This is a genomic window from Gloeomargarita sp. (assembly GCF_053491055.1).
The window spans coordinates 17,583-33,624 of the sequence record NZ_JBRCEP010000017.1 but is presented as its reverse complement, the minus strand read 5'-3'; the positions used below and the strand labels follow the sequence as shown (position 1 = coordinate 33,624).

Genomic DNA, 16,042 nt, shown 5'->3' with positions numbered 1-16,042 from the left:
CCCGCGTGCGCCACCCCCCGCAACCGCCCCCACACCACAATATCGCCGTCTGCTACCACGCACCCCCCCGGATTCACATCCCCGACTACGACCACCGTACCCGGATGACGCACCTCCACCCCTGAACGCACCGCATGGTTGACATACAAAGCGGGCGCTGTCTCAGGTTCACCCCGCGGCGGTAGGGCCTTTTGCTCCACCGAATACCCGGCCATCGCCGCCGTCACCGCGGTCGTGCGCACCGCCGTCTGCACCGTTGTCAGCACCAATTCCTGCCTTTGCAGGAATTCCGCTAGCCAGGCCAAATGTTCCGTCTCCAGTACCCTCATGCCCGCCCGCAGGCGCACCGGACTGCCGGCTGACCACCAGACCTGGGTCAGTTGGAAATACTGTTGCAGTACCTCTTGCAGGTGTGGCCAGGGCAATTCGGGGGGCAGCGTCACCTCCAACCCCTGCGTCCCCGGTTGCACCAGGGGGTCATTCATGGCACCGCCACCCGTAAGCGACGGGTGACCACCGTGATCCCCCCCTGCCGGATCAAAATCGCCGATAACCACTGACTGCCGGGGGTATTGGGGGCTTGGCCCGTTTTGAACAGACCGCCGGCAGAGAGCACCTCCAAACTAAAGCGGGAGGGTTCCAGCCATTGACTGGGGTTGACTGCCGTACTCATCGCCGTTCCCAACACCTGCTCGTCCTGGAGCGGTTCCTGGATGATGACATCAAAATCAAATTTTTGTCCCGGCGCCACCACCTCCGGGGCATTCACCGTCACCTGGGGCGGTTCTGTCCCTGAGGTCAATTGCGTTTGTTCGCTGAGCACCTCCTGGCGTTGGATTTGCCCCTGCACCAGGGTTTGCCGGGTTTTGAGGGTACTGGCGAGATGGAATTGCCGCCCCTTTTGCGTCTCTGTCCCCTGAATGCGGGTCTGCAATTCCACCACAAACCCCTGCCCCTGCGGTTGCCAATCCGTCAACTCGGTGCGGTAGGTCAAATTGGGAAACCGTTGCCACAGCCGGGTCAAAGACTGGGCCAAGGCTGCCCGGTCCCAGCCGTCCCCATCCACAAAATTATGGCTGTACAAATTCAGCACCAAATCCGGATTGCGCTGGTTGAGGGCCTCATCCAACTGGCGGACAAAGGTTTTCACCGCTTCGGGCGCCGACTCCGGGGGCAACGCCTGGGCCGCCATCGCCCAACCCCACACCAGCAGACCCCACCCCCACCGCTGCCACCTGTACACCATCGGTTCTCATCCCCACCCCTTGCCCCCATTTTAGCGGCGAACCAGTACAATTTGTGATGGTGGCGGCATTGGGGGGCATCCTTAGATGACCATTGCGACCGAAGCAGGGATGAGGGTTCCGGCGGCTACGCCGGCGGACACCTGGACGATTGAAGACAGCGAAGAATTGTACCGGATCAAAGGCTGGGGCGAACCCTATTTTTCCATCAATGCTGCCGGTCGGGTCACCGTTTCGCCGATGGGCGAACGGGGGGGGTCTTTGGATTTATTTGAACTGGTGCAAGCCCTGCAAAAACGCAATATCCAGTTGCCTTTGTTGATTCGTTTTCCCGATATTTTGCAAAACCGGATTGAACGTCTGAATGCCTGTTTTGCCAAAGCGATTGCCCGCTACAACTACGAGGGGGTGTATCGGGGCGTATTTCCGGTGAAATGTAACCAGCAACGGCATCTGGTCGAGGCCCTCGTGCAGTTTGGTCAACCCTATCATTTTGGCTTAGAAGCGGGTTCCAAACCGGAATTACTGATTGCCCTATCAACCCTGCCGACGGCACAGGGCAACGGGGCGCCGCTGTTGATTTGTAATGGCTACAAAGACCGGGAGTACATTGAAACGGCCATTTTGAGCCGCCGGTTGGGGTATGAAACCATCATTGTCCTAGAACAATTGGCGGAACTGGAATTGGTCATTCGGGCCAGTCAACAATTGGGCATTCGGCCGGTGCTGGGGGTGCGCGCCAAACTCAGCACCAAAGGGGTGGGACGTTGGGGCAATTCCGCAGGAGAACGGGCGAAATTTGGCCTGACTGTACCGGAAATTTTGCAAACGGTAGAACGTCTGCAAGCCGTGGGTTTGCTCGATTGTTTGCGCCTGCTGCATTTCCACATTGGTTCGCAAATTTCCGCGATTAGTGTGCTGAAGGACGCCCTCAAAGAAGCGGGGCAAATTTACACGGAATTGGTGGCTTTGGGCGCCCCGATGGGCTATCTGGATGTGGGGGGTGGTTTGGGTGTGGATTACGACGGTTCCAAAACCAATTTCTATGCCTCGGTCAACTACACCATGCAAAACTACGCCAACGATGTGGTGGCGGCAATTAAAGATGCCTGTATGCAGAAGAATGTGCCTGTACCGACGTTGATCAGCGAAAGTGGCCGCGCCCTAACCGCCCATCAATCCGTGTTGGTTTTTAATGTTTTGGGGACGAGTGAGGTCTTGCGGGATGTGCCCACGCCCCCGGCGGAAACCGCGCACCCCGTGTTGCGGAATTTGTACGAAACCTACACCACCATCCGCTTAGAAAACTATCAAGAAGCCTACCACGACGCCACCCAATTTAAGGACGAGGCCATTAGTTTATTTAATTTGGGTTATTTAACGCTGCGGGAGCGGGCAGATGCAGAACGGTTGTACTGGGCCTGCTGCCAGAAAATTTTGGACATTACCCAACAACAGGATTACGTTCCCGATGACTTGGAAGAATTGCCCAAAATCATGGCCTCAATTTACTACGTCAATCTTTCGGTCTTCCAATCGGCGCCGGATACCTGGGCTATTGACCAACTTTTTCCCATCATGCCCATCCATCGCCTGAATGAAAAGCCGAGTTGTCGGGGCACATTGGCGGATTTGACCTGCGATAGCGATGGCAAAATTGACCGTTTTATTGACCTGCGGGACGTGAAGTCTCTGCTGGAATTGCACCCTTATCACCCCGGACAACCCTACTATTTGGGACTGTTTTTGGGGGGCGCCTACCAGGAGATCATGGGCAATTTGCACAATTTGTTTGGGGATACCAACGTGGTGCATATTCGCCTGTCGCCGTCGGGGTATCAGATTGAGCACGTGGTGCGGGGGGATACCCTGCGGGAAGTATTGGGCTATGTGCAGTACCAGGCGGAGGATTTACTCGAACACCTGCGCCGCCAAAGTGAAGCCGCTTTGCAGGCCAACCGCATTACGCTGGATGAAGCGCAGCGCCTGCTGTCCCACTACGAACACAGTTTGAACCGTTACACCTACTTGAATGACCCGATTGATGCCTAGCGACACCCTAAGCCGCCGCACATACTTCCGGTTTTTCGTACAAGGTATGAATGTCGGTGAGCTTCAGCCGCGATTGGGCCGTCAGGCTCAAGCTGGAATGGTGGCCTTGCTTTAGGCGCATGACACCCGCACAGCCGATCATGGCCGCGTTATCGGTGCAGTATTTCATGGGGGGGATGATGACCCGGATGCCCTGGGCGTTGGCAGCGGTGGTGAGGGTCTGCCGCAGTTCGCGGTTGGCGGCTACGCCCCCGGCCACAACGAGGGTTGTCAACCCCTGTTCTAGGGCGCAACAAATGGCCCGGCGGGTCAAAGCCTGTACGACAGTGTACTGAAAGCTGGCTGCTATGTCGGCGACGGGCAAGGGTGGGGGGAGCTGTTCTACCAGACGGCGCACCGCGGTTTTGAGACCGCTAAAGCTCATGTCGTAGGGGTGGTAGCCGCCGCCGGGTAGGGAAATTTTGCCATCTGGGAGGGAGAAGGCGTGGGGATTGCCCTTGGGCGCCAGACGGTCAATGGCCGGCCCGCCGGGATAGCCCAACCCCAACAGGCGTGCCACCTTATCAAAGGCTTCCCCCACCGCATCATCGCGGGTCTGCCCCAAGGGAACGTAGGTCTGACCCTCTTGCACCGCCACCAAGCTGGTGTGTCCGCCCGAAACCAACAGGCACAAAAAGGGGGGCTGTAGCTGCGGCTCGGCAAGATAGGCAGCGCAAATGTGGCCTTCCAGGTGATGAATCCCCACCAAAGGCCGCTGATACAGCAACGCCAGGGTTTTGGCCGCGGTCAAGCCAATGTGCAATGCCCCCACCAACCCCGGTGCACAGGTGACGGCAATGCCATCCATATCCTTGGGGGTCAAGCCGGTCGCGGTCTGTACCTGCTGGATCAAATCATTTATCACTTCCAGATGGCGACGGGAGGCCAGTTCCGGCACCACACCCCCGTAGTCCCGATGTTGGGCAATTTGGGACGCCACCGCCTCAGCCAAAACCTGGCGGTCTTGCACAATGGCCACGGCGGTTTCGTCACAACTGGTTTCAATCGCTAACACCCGCAGCATGGGATGCCAAAAACCTGGACATGGGGCTTTTCGTCATCACTCATCATAGAACATTTCAGTACGTAACCACACGGCCAGGTCTCTAACCCGATACAAGTCCTTGAGAAACCGGAAGACGATCCCCCTAGCACTTTCATTGCAGGTTGAAACGCCCTATTCTCGACCGGGCAACGATCAATAATTTGGAGTATTGGCAATGCCTATGAATGAATCAAAGTATCTATATGGTATGTTGTTTGTAGGGGATCAAAGGTATCTTGAGCGATGCGATAACTCGGTTCTGCATGAGCACTTAGGTATTGAGCGATAATTTTTAGGTATGTCTATGCAACAAATAACACGGCAAATTCACCAGAATTTATGGCGTCCTCTACGACGAATGAGCATCCAAACTGTACTTGATTTATGGGGTCAAATTCCCGCACATGACTACTGGGAATCCGCACAGCAATACTACGAATATGCCAGCCAGCATGACCCGGCAGGGTTGGGGTATGAGGTGCTCATTCCTGCCCATCAGGAAACCATAACGCCCCCTTGGACAGTCACCGGTGCGATGCCGCCTGTATTTCAACAGCAGGAATTTCAGGTCCCGGCGGCTTTTTGTTACCAAATTCCCCAGGCACGAGTAGCCGGTCCTTACGGGGATGTCATTGCCCCAGATGGCAAGTTGATTTATGACGGCTGGTGTGAGCAGGGGCGGCAACCGCAAGAGCGCTCCGTATGTACGTTGAAATTCCTGCCTGCCCGGAGCATTCATCGCCGAATTGGCGTGATTGCTGGGGTCAAAGGTGGCTCTAATTATTATCATTTTCTGGTGGATGTCCTCCCCCGAATTTATCTATTAAAACACTCTCGTTTCTGGTCAGAAATTGACCTGATTTATACGAATAAATTGCTCCCGGAATTGCGGAAACTCAAACCACTTTTAAGCCTGGCCGGTTTAAGAGGAAAACATATCTTTTGGGCGGGTGCCTACAGTCATATTCGTGCCCCATCTGTGACCGCCACATCCTTAACAGGTCTGCCGGGAATGTCCTATTTTAAGCCCCGGTGGGTTTTCGAGTTTTTACGTTCGACCTATTTACCCCTAGCCAAACGTCCAGAGATACCCCGCCCTAAACTCTATATCAGTCGTTCGCGAGCAAGTTTTCGCCGGGTATTGAATGAAGCAGAAGTTTTGGATTATTTAATGCCCTTGGGCTACCAACCCGTATGGCTAGAGGATTTAAGTTTTGCCGACCAGGTGGGTTTATTCCAGCAGGCAGAACAGGTCATTGCCCCGCACGGCGCTGGCTTAGCGAATTTAATCTGGTGTCAACCGGGGGCTAAGGTGATTGAGTTTTTTTCACCCCAATACTTACCCGCATGCTATGGGGTGATTGCCCGGCAAATCGGTTTAGCCTATGGGTATTTGGTGGGGAAAAACCAGCCGGATATTCTCTCCGGCGCCGATGTGCGCAAGCATCATATTTGGGTGGATATGTCGGAGTTGGCCCAGGCGGTGGCATGGCTGAACAACTAGGTGAATAAGGCCTGGGCCGAGGGGGGCACCCGCAAGTGATGCTCCCCCGCCTACCGACAGCAGTTAAACCACCGCCAATTGCCGTTGGAACAACTGGGCGAGTTTCCGGGGTTGCCGGGTGCGCCAATTCCCCTTGCCGTACACATAGCCCGCCAACAGGGGGAACGCTAGGGTCGCCTCCGCAAACACCATCTGTTCGGTGGTCTTGTCCACCTTGCCCCAGGAATGGGCTTCCCGCAGGGTGGAACCGGACAACGCCCCATCCCGCTCATCCGCCACCGTGATCTGAATCGCATAGCGGTGCATGGTGGCCTCAAAGCCCAACAATTCCGCCGCCACCACCGTATCCTGGGCAAAGTTTTTCGGCACCCCGCCGCCTATCATCACCAACCCCGTGTAGGGACTTGCCAGTTTGCACTGGGTCAACTCGCGAAAATCCCGCACCGAGTCAATGGTGACGTGACGCTCCGGCGCGTACCACTGATGATAGACCAACCCAAACCCCGCCGAACAGTCGCTAAACGCCGGGACAAAAATCGGCACCTGATGCCGGTACGCCGCCAGCACCACCGATTGCGCATCCTTGCCGTAACGCTCCAAATACGCCCCCATGTGCTGGATAAACTCCCGCGACGAATAGGGACGCGGCGGCAAAGAATCGGCAATCTGGGCAATCACATGGTCACAGACCCGCAGCTCCCGCTCATCAATATAGGTGTCATAAATCCGGTCAATTTGGTGTTGCCGCAACACCTCATCGTCCGCCAACGGGTCACCCACATAATGGCGAAAGCCCAACGCCTCAAAAAAATCCTGGTCCACAATATTGGCGCCCGTGGACACAATCACATCCACCATATTGTGGGTGACCAGGTCAACCACCACCTTTTTCAACCCGGCGCTAAACAGGGAACCCGCCAGGCACAAGATGATATTGCATTCTGGGTCCTGAATCATCTGGTCGTAAATCTGCGCCGCTCGCCCCAAATTGCGGGCTTGAAACGCCATTTGCGCCATCGATTCCACCAGACCGACCACATCAAATTGCGTAATGTCAATCGCGGCAACCGGCTTTTGCAACAATGCTTGACGATCCATCCCTCTACCTCCTAGTCCCCAAGGCAAAACACAACGCTAAATTGCACCGAAAACACACGGTGAATCTGTGACCCTTCAGGGGAAGGGTTAGCAGGGACTAGGCGCCTCACAACGGTCATGCCAGAACAGGCCAGGGTCCGACTCCCGCCGCTTTTCCAGCTTGGTCTCCAGATACCAAAGACCGGCTAACTGCCACGAGTGAGGCATCAACGTCAAAATTGGCACGCGAATGGACATCATTAAAACTATAGCAAATTCGTTCGCCAACGCAAGGGAAGCCGCAGCCCCCGTTCCGACTTGATCCCTGCCCGTGCCGCGGGTGTTGTGACCCGTTGCCCCTTCTGTTACAATCAAGCCAACAGTAATCCTTACTACAATTATGTCCAGTAATTCCGAACCAGTGGTGGTCATTGGCGTAGCGGGGGACTCCGGGTGCGGCAAGTCCACCTTTTTACGCCGTCTTACCGATTTGTTTGGCCCTGATTGGCTAACCGTCATTTGCTTAGACGACTATCACAGTCTTGACCGGAAACAGCGAAAAGCCGCAGGGGTAACGGCCCTCAATCCCAAGGCCAATAACTTTGATCTGATGTACGAACAAATTAAAGCCTTAAAAGCCGGTCAACCCATCGAAAAACCTATCTACAACCATGAAACCGGGACGATTGACCCCCCGGAAACGGTCGTGCCCAGCCGGATTGTGGTCATTGAGGGTTTGCATCCCTTCTACGATGAACGGGTGCGGCAATTGGTAGATTTTGGGGTCTATTTAGACCTGGACGATGCGGTCAAAGTGGCCTGGAAAATCCAGCGGGATATGGCCGAGCGCGGGCATACCTACGAGGATGTGATTCGTTCGATTGAAGCCCGTCGCCCGGATTTCATGGCCTATATTGACCCGCAAAAACAGTACGCCGATGTGGTGATTCAAATTCTGCCCACCCAATTGATCCCCAACGATAAAGAGCGCAAAGTCCTGCGGGTGCGGCTGATCCAAAAACAGGGTCGCCCCGGCTTTAGTCCGGTTTATTTGTTTGATGAAGGTTCGACCATTACTTGGATTCCCTGTGGCCGGAAATTGACCTGTTCGTACCCCGGTATTCGTCTGTTTTATGGCCCGGATGAATACTACGGTCATGAAGTTTCGGTGCTGGAAGTGGATGGGCAATTTGACCGCTTGGAAGAAGTGATTTACATCGAACAACACCTAAGCAACACCTCCACCCAGTACTACGGCGAAATAACCGAGTTGTTGCGCAAACACCCGGAATATCCCGGTTCCAACAATGGCACGGGCCTGTTCCAAGTGCTGGTAGGGCTGAAGATGCGCGCCATGTACCAGTACCTCACAGCCAAGGAAAAACCTGTAGCCACCACCGTTTAGCGCTACCGCCGCTGCTTGGGAGTGGTTTTGGCCGACAGACGCCAGCTTTGGGGGCGGTCGGTCTGGATCACATGGTGGGGTAACTCGTCCAAAAACATCGAGGCCATCGCCGGTTCGCGTTGGTGGCCGTAGAGGCGACGGCTGCTGGCGTAGGTAAGAAACAACCGTTCCTTGGCGCGGGTAATCCCCACATAACACAAGCGGCGTTCCTCTTCCAAGGCCACCGGGTCATTCAGGGCACGGAAATTGGGAAACAACCCCTGCTCCAAGCCCACCAAAAACACCACCGGAAATTCCAACCCCTTGGAGGCGTGGAGGGTCATGAGCGTCACCCTATCTTCGCCCGTTTCCAACTGGTCTAAATCCGAGGCTAGAGACGCATTGGCTAAAAAGCCCATCAGCGATGTATCGGCATATTCTTCCCCGTATTGAATTGCCGCATTCACTAATTCTTGGAGATTTTGTAACCGCTCAGTCGCCTCATCTGTACCCTCTAATTCCAACTCCCGTTGGTAACCCGATTGGCTCACAATTCCCTGAATAATTTCCGGGGCCGTTTGGTGGGCCAATTGTTGTTGCCAATGCTCAATCAGACCCACAAATTCCTGGATTGCCTTTACCGTTTTTTTACATCGCGTGAGCGCCGTCGGGTCCGTTATCACCTGCCACAGGGAACAATTCTGCGCTTCGGCTATCTGCACAATTTGGTCAAGTGTGGCCTTGCCAATTCCCCGCTTGGGCGTATTGATCACCCGCAACAAACTGAGATTGTCTGTGGGATTTACCAGCAAACGCAAATAAGCCAAGATATCTTTGATTTCTTTGCGGTCATAAAACCGCAACCCACCGACGACCTGGTAAGGAATGTTGCCCTGCACCAGCACATCTTCCAGGGCGCGGGATTGAGCATTGGTGCGGTAGAGAATAGCAAAACTTTGCCAAGAGTAATGGGGATACTTTTGGCGGAGGTGGCGTAATTTCCGCAACACATAATCCGCTTCATCCCGCTCATCGGTAGCCGCAAAAAGGGTAATTTTTTCGCCCTGTCCTCGGGTAGGACGTAGCACTTTATCAAGCCGTTCTTTGTTATGGCGAATGAGATGGTTGGCGGCTTCTAAAATGTTGGCAACTGAGCGATAGTTTTGCTCCAGTTTTACCATGGTGCGGGTGTCATCATCGGGTAAACGATCCCCAAAGTCATTCTGAAAATTCATCAAGATCGTAAAATCAGCACCCCGGAACCGATAAATGGATTGATCCGCATCACCGACTACAAAAATCGAGCGGTTTTCCCAGGACATATTCTGGGGGTGTTCGCCGTTGGTCACCAACAAACGAATTAATTCGTATTGGGTGTGATTGGTATCTTGGTATTCATCCACAGCAATATGCCGAAATTTCTGGTGCCAATAGCCTAAAATCTGTTCATTCTGCTGAAATAAACGCACAGACACCAGCAGTAAATCATCAAAATCAAGACTGTTATTTTTGGCTAATTCCTGCTGGTAGCGGCTATAGATTTCCGCAATCACTCGTCCCCGATAATTGGGTTCTTCCCGTTCGTACTGGCTGGGGGATTTGCCTTGGTTTTTGATGCGGCTAATTGTGTGGCGGACTTGTCGGGGATCAAAACGTTTTTCATCTAAGTTCATCTCGTTCTGGATAATGTTTTTGATTAGGGTTTGGGATTCCGACTCATCTAAAATGGTGAAGTTCCTAGTCCATTGTCGCCCCTGTTCATCTCGATATTTTTCGATGTCATAACGCAGGAGACGGCCACAGAGGCTGTGAAAGGTACCCATCCAAATATAACGGGTCACTTTTTGGTAAACTTCTGAGCGCAATTGGTGCTGTTCACTTGCGGACAATTGGGCAAAGTCATCGCCCGCCTGTCTGGCCAATTGTTGGGCAAGCAAATCTTCAACACGGGTTTTGATTTCTTTAGCGGCTTTGTTGGTGAACGTCACAGCTAAAATATGTTCAGGGTCAACCCGATAATGCTCTAACAAATAGGCAATGCGGTAGGTCAAGGCCCGGGTTTTGCCGGAGCCTGCCCCTGCGACCACCAGCAACGGGCCGCAAAAGTGCTGGACGGCCTGGCGTTGGGCAGCATTGAGACCCATCAAGAGGGACGTTTGGGCATCCATAGGGCTGTGAAGGCGGAACAGTTGCATGGTATTTTAACATTATGGCTTCACCAAAAGTTTTGGCGTGGCCTGATGGCTACAGGGAACAGGGATTCTGCAGGCTTTTTGGTTGATTTTTTGCCGCAAAAATTCTTGATCATCTAATGGCTCTCTGTCAAAATGAACGACCTTCCATCATTTTCCCATAGCTGAATTTCGCGAACGATGTATCTCTCTCCTTGGCTCGCTGGTTTACTTTTATTGCCTGCCCTCAGTGTGTTGGGGGTGTTTTCGTTTTGGCCGATGATGTATTTATTGGGTTTAAGTTTTACGCAGGGAACCCTGACCCGTGCTGGTGCCCATTGGGTGGGTTGGGCCAATTATCTGGCCTTATTTAGTGATGCTGATTTTTGGCAAGTGGTGATGAATACAGTTATTTTTACCGTGGGAACTGTGATTCCCGCAGTGGTAATTCCCTTAATTTTCGCTGTGCTTTTGCAGCAAGTGATGTGGGGGCGGGAGCTATGGCGATTGCTGTATTTTTTGCCTTCAGTGATTTCTTTGGTGGCGGCGGGCTTGGCATTTCGTTGGCTCTTTCAAACGGAGGGGCCATTGAATGAATTACTGGGTCTTCGTATCCCTTGGCTGAGTGAACCTGGCCCGGCGATGTTGGTGTTGATCTTGGTGAGTGTCTGGCACCAAATTGGCTTTAATCTAGTCGTTTTTTTGGCGGGTTTACAAACGATTCCCCCTAGCCAATACGAAGCAGCGGTACTGGATGGGGCGACAGCGTGGCAACAGTTTTGGTATGTGACGTTGCCCAATTTGCGACCAACTTTGGTTTTGGTGACCATTACTACCACGCTGTTTACACTACGCAGTTTTGAACCGGTTTATGTGATGACGGGCGGGGGACCTTTGAACAGTACCAACATTCTGGTTTATTACATTTATGACCAGGCTTTTAATCAATTCGATTTGGGGTATGCGGCGGCGGCGGCGGTGGTCTTATTTACGGTGATATTGGGGTTGCTGGTTTGGCGACTGCGGCAGGTGGATTGACGCAACACTTGTAAGTAATACTGCCAGAGCAAACGGGCAGCAATGGCTCGCCACGGTCGCCAGGGGGTAATAATGGGATCGAGGTCTTTTGGGGTCACTTTATCTGGTAAACAATAGAGTTTTTTCAGGGTGGTAAGGAGTGCCAAATCACCGGTTGGCCAGACATCGGGTCGCCCCAACGCCATCAGTAAATAAAGGTTGGCGGTCCAAGGGCCAATACCGGGAATTTGCGTCAATTGTTGATGTACTGTGGCATCGTCATAGTGAGTGAGCGCTGCTAAATCCAAGCGCTTCTCGATTAAGGCAAGCGCAAGATGCCGTAAATAGTTGCTTTTTTGCCGACTGACACCACAGGCACGCCATTGTTCAGGGGTTAAAGCTAATAGGTTTTGCGGGGATAAGGGCTGGCAAATATGCTGCAAACGCGCAAAGGTGGCCTGAGCCGATGGGAGCGAAACCTGTTGCTCCAAAATAATCTGCACCAAGGTAGGTAGCCCGGCTGGCCGTAACCACAAAGGGGGAGTCTGCACTTGGGCATAGACCTGGGCCAAGATGGGGTCGCATTGGGTGAGGTGCTGAATTCCCTGTTCAAGGGTCGCTGGGGTGATGTTCATGCCCTGAGGGTGCGGGTTTCGTCTGGGCGTCGGGGCGATTTTCCTATCCGGAAAAACCCATCGCCTGCGCCAAAATATCCCGTTCGGGGGGGATGCCTTGACGCAGTTGGGTTTGTCCTGCAGCCAGCGCATTGTCCGGGTCTTTGAGACCATTGCCGGTTAACACACACACGATGCGCGCGCCCGGAGGAATTTGGTCTTGCAGATGAAATAAACCTGCGACGGAAGCGGCACTGGCAGGTTCACAAAAAATACCCTCCTCCTGCGCCAAAAGCCGATAGGCAGTTAAAATTTCCTGGTCGCTGACGGCATAAAATCCCCCTTGGCTGGCTTCCCCAACGGCGAGGGCTTGTTGCCAATTCACAGGGTTGCCAATGCGAATGGCAGTTGCAATGGTTTCGGGATGGGGAACCGGTTGATTGTACACAATGGGCGCCGCCCCAGCCGCTTGAAACCCAAACATACGTGGTAATCGGTGGGATTTTCCCCGCTGCAAATACTGACAAAATCCCATCCAGTAGGCAGTGATGTTGCCCGCATTCCCCACAGGAATACAAAGCCAATCGGGAGCATCCCCCAACTGATCTACGACTTCAAAAGCTGCCGTTTTTTGCCCTTCCAAACGATAGGGATTCAAGGAATTCACCAAGGTAATGGGATAGGTATCGGCCAGTTCCCGCACCAGGGCCAATGCCTGGTCAAAATTCCCTTGAATGGCCAATACTTGCGCGCCATACATCAAGGCCTGCGCCAGCTTGCCCAAGGCGACATACCCATCGGGGATCAAGACAAACGCCTTCATACCTGCCCGTCGAGCATAGGCCGCTGCGGCTGCCGAAGTATTCCCGGTACTGGCACAAATGACTGCTTCTGCCCCCTGTTCTTTGGCCTTGCTAATGGCCATCGTCATGCCCCGGTCCTTGAAACTGCCGGTGGGATTTAAGCCATCGTATTTCACCCATACTTGTACATTTTTTTTGCCGAGATAACTGCCAATTCTGGGTACCGGAATCAGGGGAGTATTGCCCTCATAAAGGGTGACAATGGGGGTGTGATCCGTCACCGGTAAATAGTCCCAGTAATGGTGAATTAAACCCTGCCACATTAGCCACCCCCAAACACTTCGACGTTGGCAAATACGGCCACCGGTGATCCATGTCCGACCCGGATGGCTTGGTTGGGTTCCCCTTTGCCGCAGTAGGGCGAGCCGTACATTTCCCAAGTTTCCGGGCCACCCAAACGCACCAAGTTGCGCCAAAATTCCAAACTGATCCCGCGATAATTGGGATTTTTGTAGGTTTTGGTGAGTTGGCCATTCTCGATCAAACGCGCGTATTCACAACCGAATTGAAATTTCCGCCGGTAGTCATCAATGGACCAGGAACGATTGGATTCCATGTAGATTCCCCGCTCTATGTCCCGGATGACGTCGGCAAAACTGCCCGTACCGGGTTCTAAATTGAGGTTGCCCATGCGGTCAATGGGGGGGCGGTTCCAAGAACAGGCGCGACCACAGGCGACCCCCGGCACGCCCGCCCGCATTTGACTTTCTAAACTCCCCAAACCCCGCACCAAAAGGCCGTGGCGAATTAGGTATTCCCGTTGGGCCACCACCCCGGTATCGTCCACCGCATAACTGGCAAATTCCCCCGGGACGGTCGGGTCAAAGGTGATGTTCATCAGGGGGGAACCGTACTGCAAATGTCCGAAATCGCTTAACTGCACAAAACTCCAGCCTGCGTAATTCCGTTCGTCTCCCAAAATGCGGTCCAACTCCAAGGGGTGGCCAACCGTTTCATGAATTTGTAATAGCATTTGGTCGGGCGCCAAAACGAGGTATGTCCGCATGGTTGGGCAGTTTTCCGCAGCGACCAGTTCCACCGCTTGCTCGCCAATCCGGGCAACCCGCGCCCACAAATCTGCGGTGAAAAGCCACTCTAACCCGCCCTGGTAACAACGCGCCAACATCCCGTGGTCGCTGCGGGTTTGCACCTCGGTTCCCGCTTGGGCGGTGGCGGCAAAATGATTGCTAATGTAATAAAATTGTTGATACAAGTCGGCGCCATTGGTGCTCACATACCAGGTTTCGCGCTCGGTGGTGGTGAGGCTGGCTTTGGTGCAAACGATGGTGTCGCTGACTTTGAGGGTATGGCAGATTTTCACCAACAAGTCGGTGAGTTCCCCAGGAGAGACGTCCCGCCAGGACTGGCCGACGGGGGTGCGGTATTGGCCGGTGGCGGGGGGGCGTTCGCGCAGGGTGTGGGTGCGGGGGGCGGCCAGTTGGGCGTGGCGATAGGCGTGGTCGGCGGCCTGGCGGAGGCCGGTAGGGGTGACGTTAGGGGTAGCGCCGTAGCCCCAACGACCTTGGACACTGACTTCCACCATTGCGCCCCAGGTGGTGGCGCGGCCCTGGGCTTGGGGGTGACCGTCCCGGACGTGGTAAACGACGGCAGTTTCCCGAACCAGTCGCAGCCCGATCCAGTCGGCGGGGACACTAATGGCGGCAAGGAGGGCAGTAGGGTTCATCGCTGCGCAAGAAACCTGTTTTAATTTAGCTTACATGGGCGCATTTGGTGGGACTGCTGCTCCTTGGTTACAATTCAAAAGGCAATACGTGAGGTCGGTAATGGAGCGGACATTTGTTGCAATTAAACCCGATGGGGTGCAGCGGGGACTGGTGGGGGAAATCATCCGCCGTTTTGAAGCCAAAGGGTTTACTTTGGTGGGGTTGAAATTGCTGCGGGTTTCTAGGGAATTGGCGGAAAAGCATTACGATGTGCATCGGGAGCGCCCCTTTTTCCCAGGGCTGGTCGCCTTCATTACTTCTGGCCCACTGGTGGCCATGGTCTGGGAGGGAGACGGGGTGGTGGCTGCTGCCCGGAAAATGATTGGGGCGACCAATCCCCTGAGTGCGGAACCGGGGACGATTCGGGGGGATTTTGGCATCAGTATCGGCCGCAATTTGATCCATGCTTCTGATGCGATTGAGACGGCGCAACGAGAAATCAGCCTCTGGTTTAGCAATGACGAACTGGTGTCCTGGCAACCGGCGACTCTGCCCTGGTTGGTAGAATCGTAGGCATAGGGTTGGCAAACACCCATGAATCCTGACCCCATCACGCCGGTTTTGGAGGCGGAACGCGACCCGCTGGATGAAACCCCTGATGATGTGGAGATGTCGCTTTTTGACCATTTGGAGGAACTGCGCCAGCGGCTTTTGTGGGCGTTGGCGGCCTTCGGGGTGGCGACGGTCGGCTGTTTTGTGGGGGTCAAGCCGTTGGTGCGTTTTTTAGAGGCACCTGCCGGGTCGGTCAAGTTTTTGCAGATGGCGCCGGGGGAATTTTTTTTCGTGTCGTTGAAGGTGGCGGCCTATGCGGGGTTGATCCTCAGCAGCCCCATGATTTTGTATCAGGTGATTGCCTTTGTGTTGCCGGGGTTGACCCGCCGGGAACGCCGGTTGCTGGGGCCGGTGGTGTTGGGTTCGAGTGGGTTATTTGTGTTGGGTTTGGCCTTTGGGTATGGGGTGTTGGCGCCAGCGGCGTTGCGCTTTTTTGTGAATTATGGGGCGGATGTGGTGGAACCCCTGTGGTCCATCGAGCGCTATTTTGAATTTATTTTGATTCTCTTGTTGGGGACGGGGTTGGCGTTTCAAATTCCCGTGGTTCAGTTTGTTTTAAGTGCCTTGGGGTTGGTCTCACCCCGCCAAATGTTGGCCGGTTGGCGGTATGTGGTTTTGGCAGCGGTGGTGCTGGGTGCCATCTTGACCCCTTCTACGGACCCACTGACCCAGATGTTATTGGCAGGGGCCATTGCCGGTCTGTATTTGGGGGGCGTTGCGCTGGCAGTGTTGATTTTGCCCCAGCGTTAGCCGGAT

General features: G+C 54.2%; 14 protein-coding genes. 6 read left to right on the top strand and 8 right to left on the bottom strand.

All coding sequences use genetic code 11. From position 1 onward, the window contains the following. Both ACWISF_RS01620 and ACWISF_RS01615 read right to left on the bottom strand, forming a co-directional pair. Window positions 1-485: septum site-determining protein MinC (locus ACWISF_RS01620; RefSeq protein WP_448379851.1), on the bottom strand; the 485-nt coding region annotated here is incomplete at its 3' end. Continuing rightward, window positions 482-1,246: a nuclear transport factor 2 family protein gene (locus ACWISF_RS01615; protein WP_448379850.1), complete on the bottom strand. Its 765-nt coding sequence runs from the start codon at window positions 1,244-1,246 to the stop codon at window positions 482-484. The genes ACWISF_RS01620 and ACWISF_RS01615, both read right to left, overlap by 4 nt. 85 nt (window positions 1,247-1,331) lie before the next feature. On the opposite strand from ACWISF_RS01615, the gene speA reads away from it, so the two are divergent. Next, on the top strand, window positions 1,332-3,296 hold the full coding sequence (gene speA, locus ACWISF_RS01610; RefSeq protein ID WP_448379849.1) for a biosynthetic arginine decarboxylase: 1,965 nt from the start codon (window positions 1,332-1,334) through the stop codon (window positions 3,294-3,296). Between the two features lie 7 nt (window positions 3,297-3,303). Here the strand turns inward: speA and tsaD are convergent, their stop codons facing one another. Further along, on the bottom strand, window positions 3,304-4,359 hold the full coding sequence (tsaD, locus tag ACWISF_RS01605) for a tRNA (adenosine(37)-N6)-threonylcarbamoyltransferase complex transferase subunit TsaD (protein ID WP_448379848.1): 1,056 nt from the start codon (window positions 4,357-4,359) through the stop codon (window positions 3,304-3,306). Between the two features lie 379 nt (window positions 4,360-4,738). On the opposite strand from tsaD, the gene ACWISF_RS01600 reads away from it, so the two are divergent. Continuing rightward, on the top strand, window positions 4,739-5,884 hold the full coding sequence (locus ACWISF_RS01600; RefSeq protein ID WP_448379847.1) for a glycosyltransferase family 61 protein: 1,146 nt from the start codon (window positions 4,739-4,741) through the stop codon (window positions 5,882-5,884). Between the two features lie 63 nt (window positions 5,885-5,947). On the opposite strand, the gene ACWISF_RS01595 is transcribed toward ACWISF_RS01600, so the two are convergent. Next, window positions 5,948-6,982 (bottom strand): 1,9-bis(guanidino)-5-aza-nonane synthase, encoded by a 1,035-nt coding sequence (locus ACWISF_RS01595; protein WP_448379846.1) that lies wholly within the window; start codon window positions 6,980-6,982, stop codon window positions 5,948-5,950. A 379-nt stretch (window positions 6,983-7,361) separates the two neighbouring features. On the opposite strand from ACWISF_RS01595, the gene ACWISF_RS01590 reads away from it, so the two are divergent. After that, a complete protein-coding gene (locus tag ACWISF_RS01590) occupies window positions 7,362-8,366 on the top strand; it encodes a phosphoribulokinase (RefSeq protein ID WP_448379845.1) in 1,005 nt (334 codons plus the stop codon). A 2-nt stretch (window positions 8,367-8,368) separates the two neighbouring features. Here the strand turns inward: ACWISF_RS01590 and ACWISF_RS01585 are convergent, their stop codons facing one another. Continuing rightward, window positions 8,369-10,513, bottom strand: coding sequence for an ATP-dependent helicase (locus tag ACWISF_RS01585; RefSeq protein ID WP_448379844.1), 2,145 nt, complete (start codon window positions 10,511-10,513; stop codon window positions 8,369-8,371). 204 nt (window positions 10,514-10,717) lie between these two features. Here ACWISF_RS01585 and ACWISF_RS01580 point away from each other — a divergent pair, with 204 nt between their 5' ends. Continuing rightward, entirely contained in the window at window positions 10,718-11,554 is an 837-nt protein-coding gene (locus ACWISF_RS01580) for a carbohydrate ABC transporter permease (protein ID WP_448379843.1), read from the top strand. Here the strand turns inward: ACWISF_RS01580 and ACWISF_RS01575 are convergent. From ACWISF_RS01575 to ACWISF_RS01565, 3 genes are read right to left on the bottom strand one after another with little or no spacing between them, the layout of a single operon-like run. Next, complete coding sequence (locus ACWISF_RS01575) at window positions 11,461-12,168, bottom strand: DNA-3-methyladenine glycosylase family protein (protein WP_448379842.1); 708 nt, start codon at window positions 12,166-12,168, stop codon at window positions 11,461-11,463. The two genes, ACWISF_RS01580 and ACWISF_RS01575, sit on opposite strands and share 94 nt — an antisense overlap. Before the next feature lie 43 nt (window positions 12,169-12,211). Continuing rightward, entirely contained in the window at window positions 12,212-13,273 is a 1,062-nt protein-coding gene (thrC, locus tag ACWISF_RS01570; RefSeq protein WP_448379841.1) for a threonine synthase, read from the bottom strand. Further along, entirely contained in the window at window positions 13,273-14,694 is a 1,422-nt protein-coding gene (locus ACWISF_RS01565; RefSeq protein WP_448379840.1) for a TldD/PmbA family protein, read from the bottom strand. Before ACWISF_RS01565 ends, thrC begins: the two co-directional genes overlap by 1 nt. A gap of 100 nt (window positions 14,695-14,794) precedes the next feature. Here ACWISF_RS01565 and ndk point away from each other — a divergent pair, with 100 nt between their 5' ends. Further along, window positions 14,795-15,247, top strand: a complete 453-nt coding sequence (ndk, locus tag ACWISF_RS01560) for a nucleoside-diphosphate kinase (protein WP_448379839.1) — start codon at window positions 14,795-14,797, stop codon at window positions 15,245-15,247. Between the two features lie 21 nt (window positions 15,248-15,268). Beyond that, window positions 15,269-16,036, top strand: coding sequence for a twin-arginine translocase subunit TatC (tatC, locus tag ACWISF_RS01555; protein WP_448379838.1), 768 nt, complete (start codon window positions 15,269-15,271; stop codon window positions 16,034-16,036). Window positions 16,037-16,042 lie beyond the last annotated feature (6 nt).

Excerpts from the sequence above, each read along its gene's own strand:
- ACWISF_RS01585 (WP_448379844.1), bottom strand. The coding sequence starts at position 10,513 with ATGGATGCCCAAACGTCCCTCTTGATGGGTCTCAATGCTGCCCAACGC.
- tsaD (WP_448379848.1), bottom strand. The coding sequence starts at position 4,359 with ATGCTGCGGGTGTTAGCGATTGAAACCAGTTGTGACGAAACCGCCGTG.
- ACWISF_RS01580 (WP_448379843.1), top strand. The coding sequence starts at position 10,718 with ATGTATCTCTCTCCTTGGCTCGCTGGTTTACTTTTATTGCCTGCCCTC.
- ACWISF_RS01575 (WP_448379842.1), bottom strand. The coding sequence starts at position 12,168 with ATGAACATCACCCCAGCGACCCTTGAACAGGGAATTCAGCACCTCACC.
- ACWISF_RS01595 (WP_448379846.1), bottom strand. The coding sequence starts at position 6,982 with ATGGATCGTCAAGCATTGTTGCAAAAGCCGGTTGCCGCGATTGACATT.
- ACWISF_RS01590 (WP_448379845.1), top strand. The coding sequence starts at position 7,362 with ATGTCCAGTAATTCCGAACCAGTGGTGGTCATTGGCGTAGCGGGGGAC.
- speA (WP_448379849.1), top strand. The coding sequence starts at position 1,332 with ATGACCATTGCGACCGAAGCAGGGATGAGGGTTCCGGCGGCTACGCCG.
- ndk (WP_448379839.1), top strand. The coding sequence starts at position 14,795 with ATGGAGCGGACATTTGTTGCAATTAAACCCGATGGGGTGCAGCGGGGA.
- ACWISF_RS01615 (WP_448379850.1), bottom strand. The coding sequence starts at position 1,246 with ATGGTGTACAGGTGGCAGCGGTGGGGGTGGGGTCTGCTGGTGTGGGGT.
- ACWISF_RS01565 (WP_448379840.1), bottom strand. The coding sequence starts at position 14,694 with ATGAACCCTACTGCCCTCCTTGCCGCCATTAGTGTCCCCGCCGACTGG.
- tatC (WP_448379838.1), top strand. The coding sequence starts at position 15,269 with ATGAATCCTGACCCCATCACGCCGGTTTTGGAGGCGGAACGCGACCCG.
- ACWISF_RS01600 (WP_448379847.1), top strand. The coding sequence starts at position 4,739 with ATGAGCATCCAAACTGTACTTGATTTATGGGGTCAAATTCCCGCACAT.
- thrC (WP_448379841.1), bottom strand. The coding sequence starts at position 13,273 with ATGTGGCAGGGTTTAATTCACCATTACTGGGACTATTTACCGGTGACG.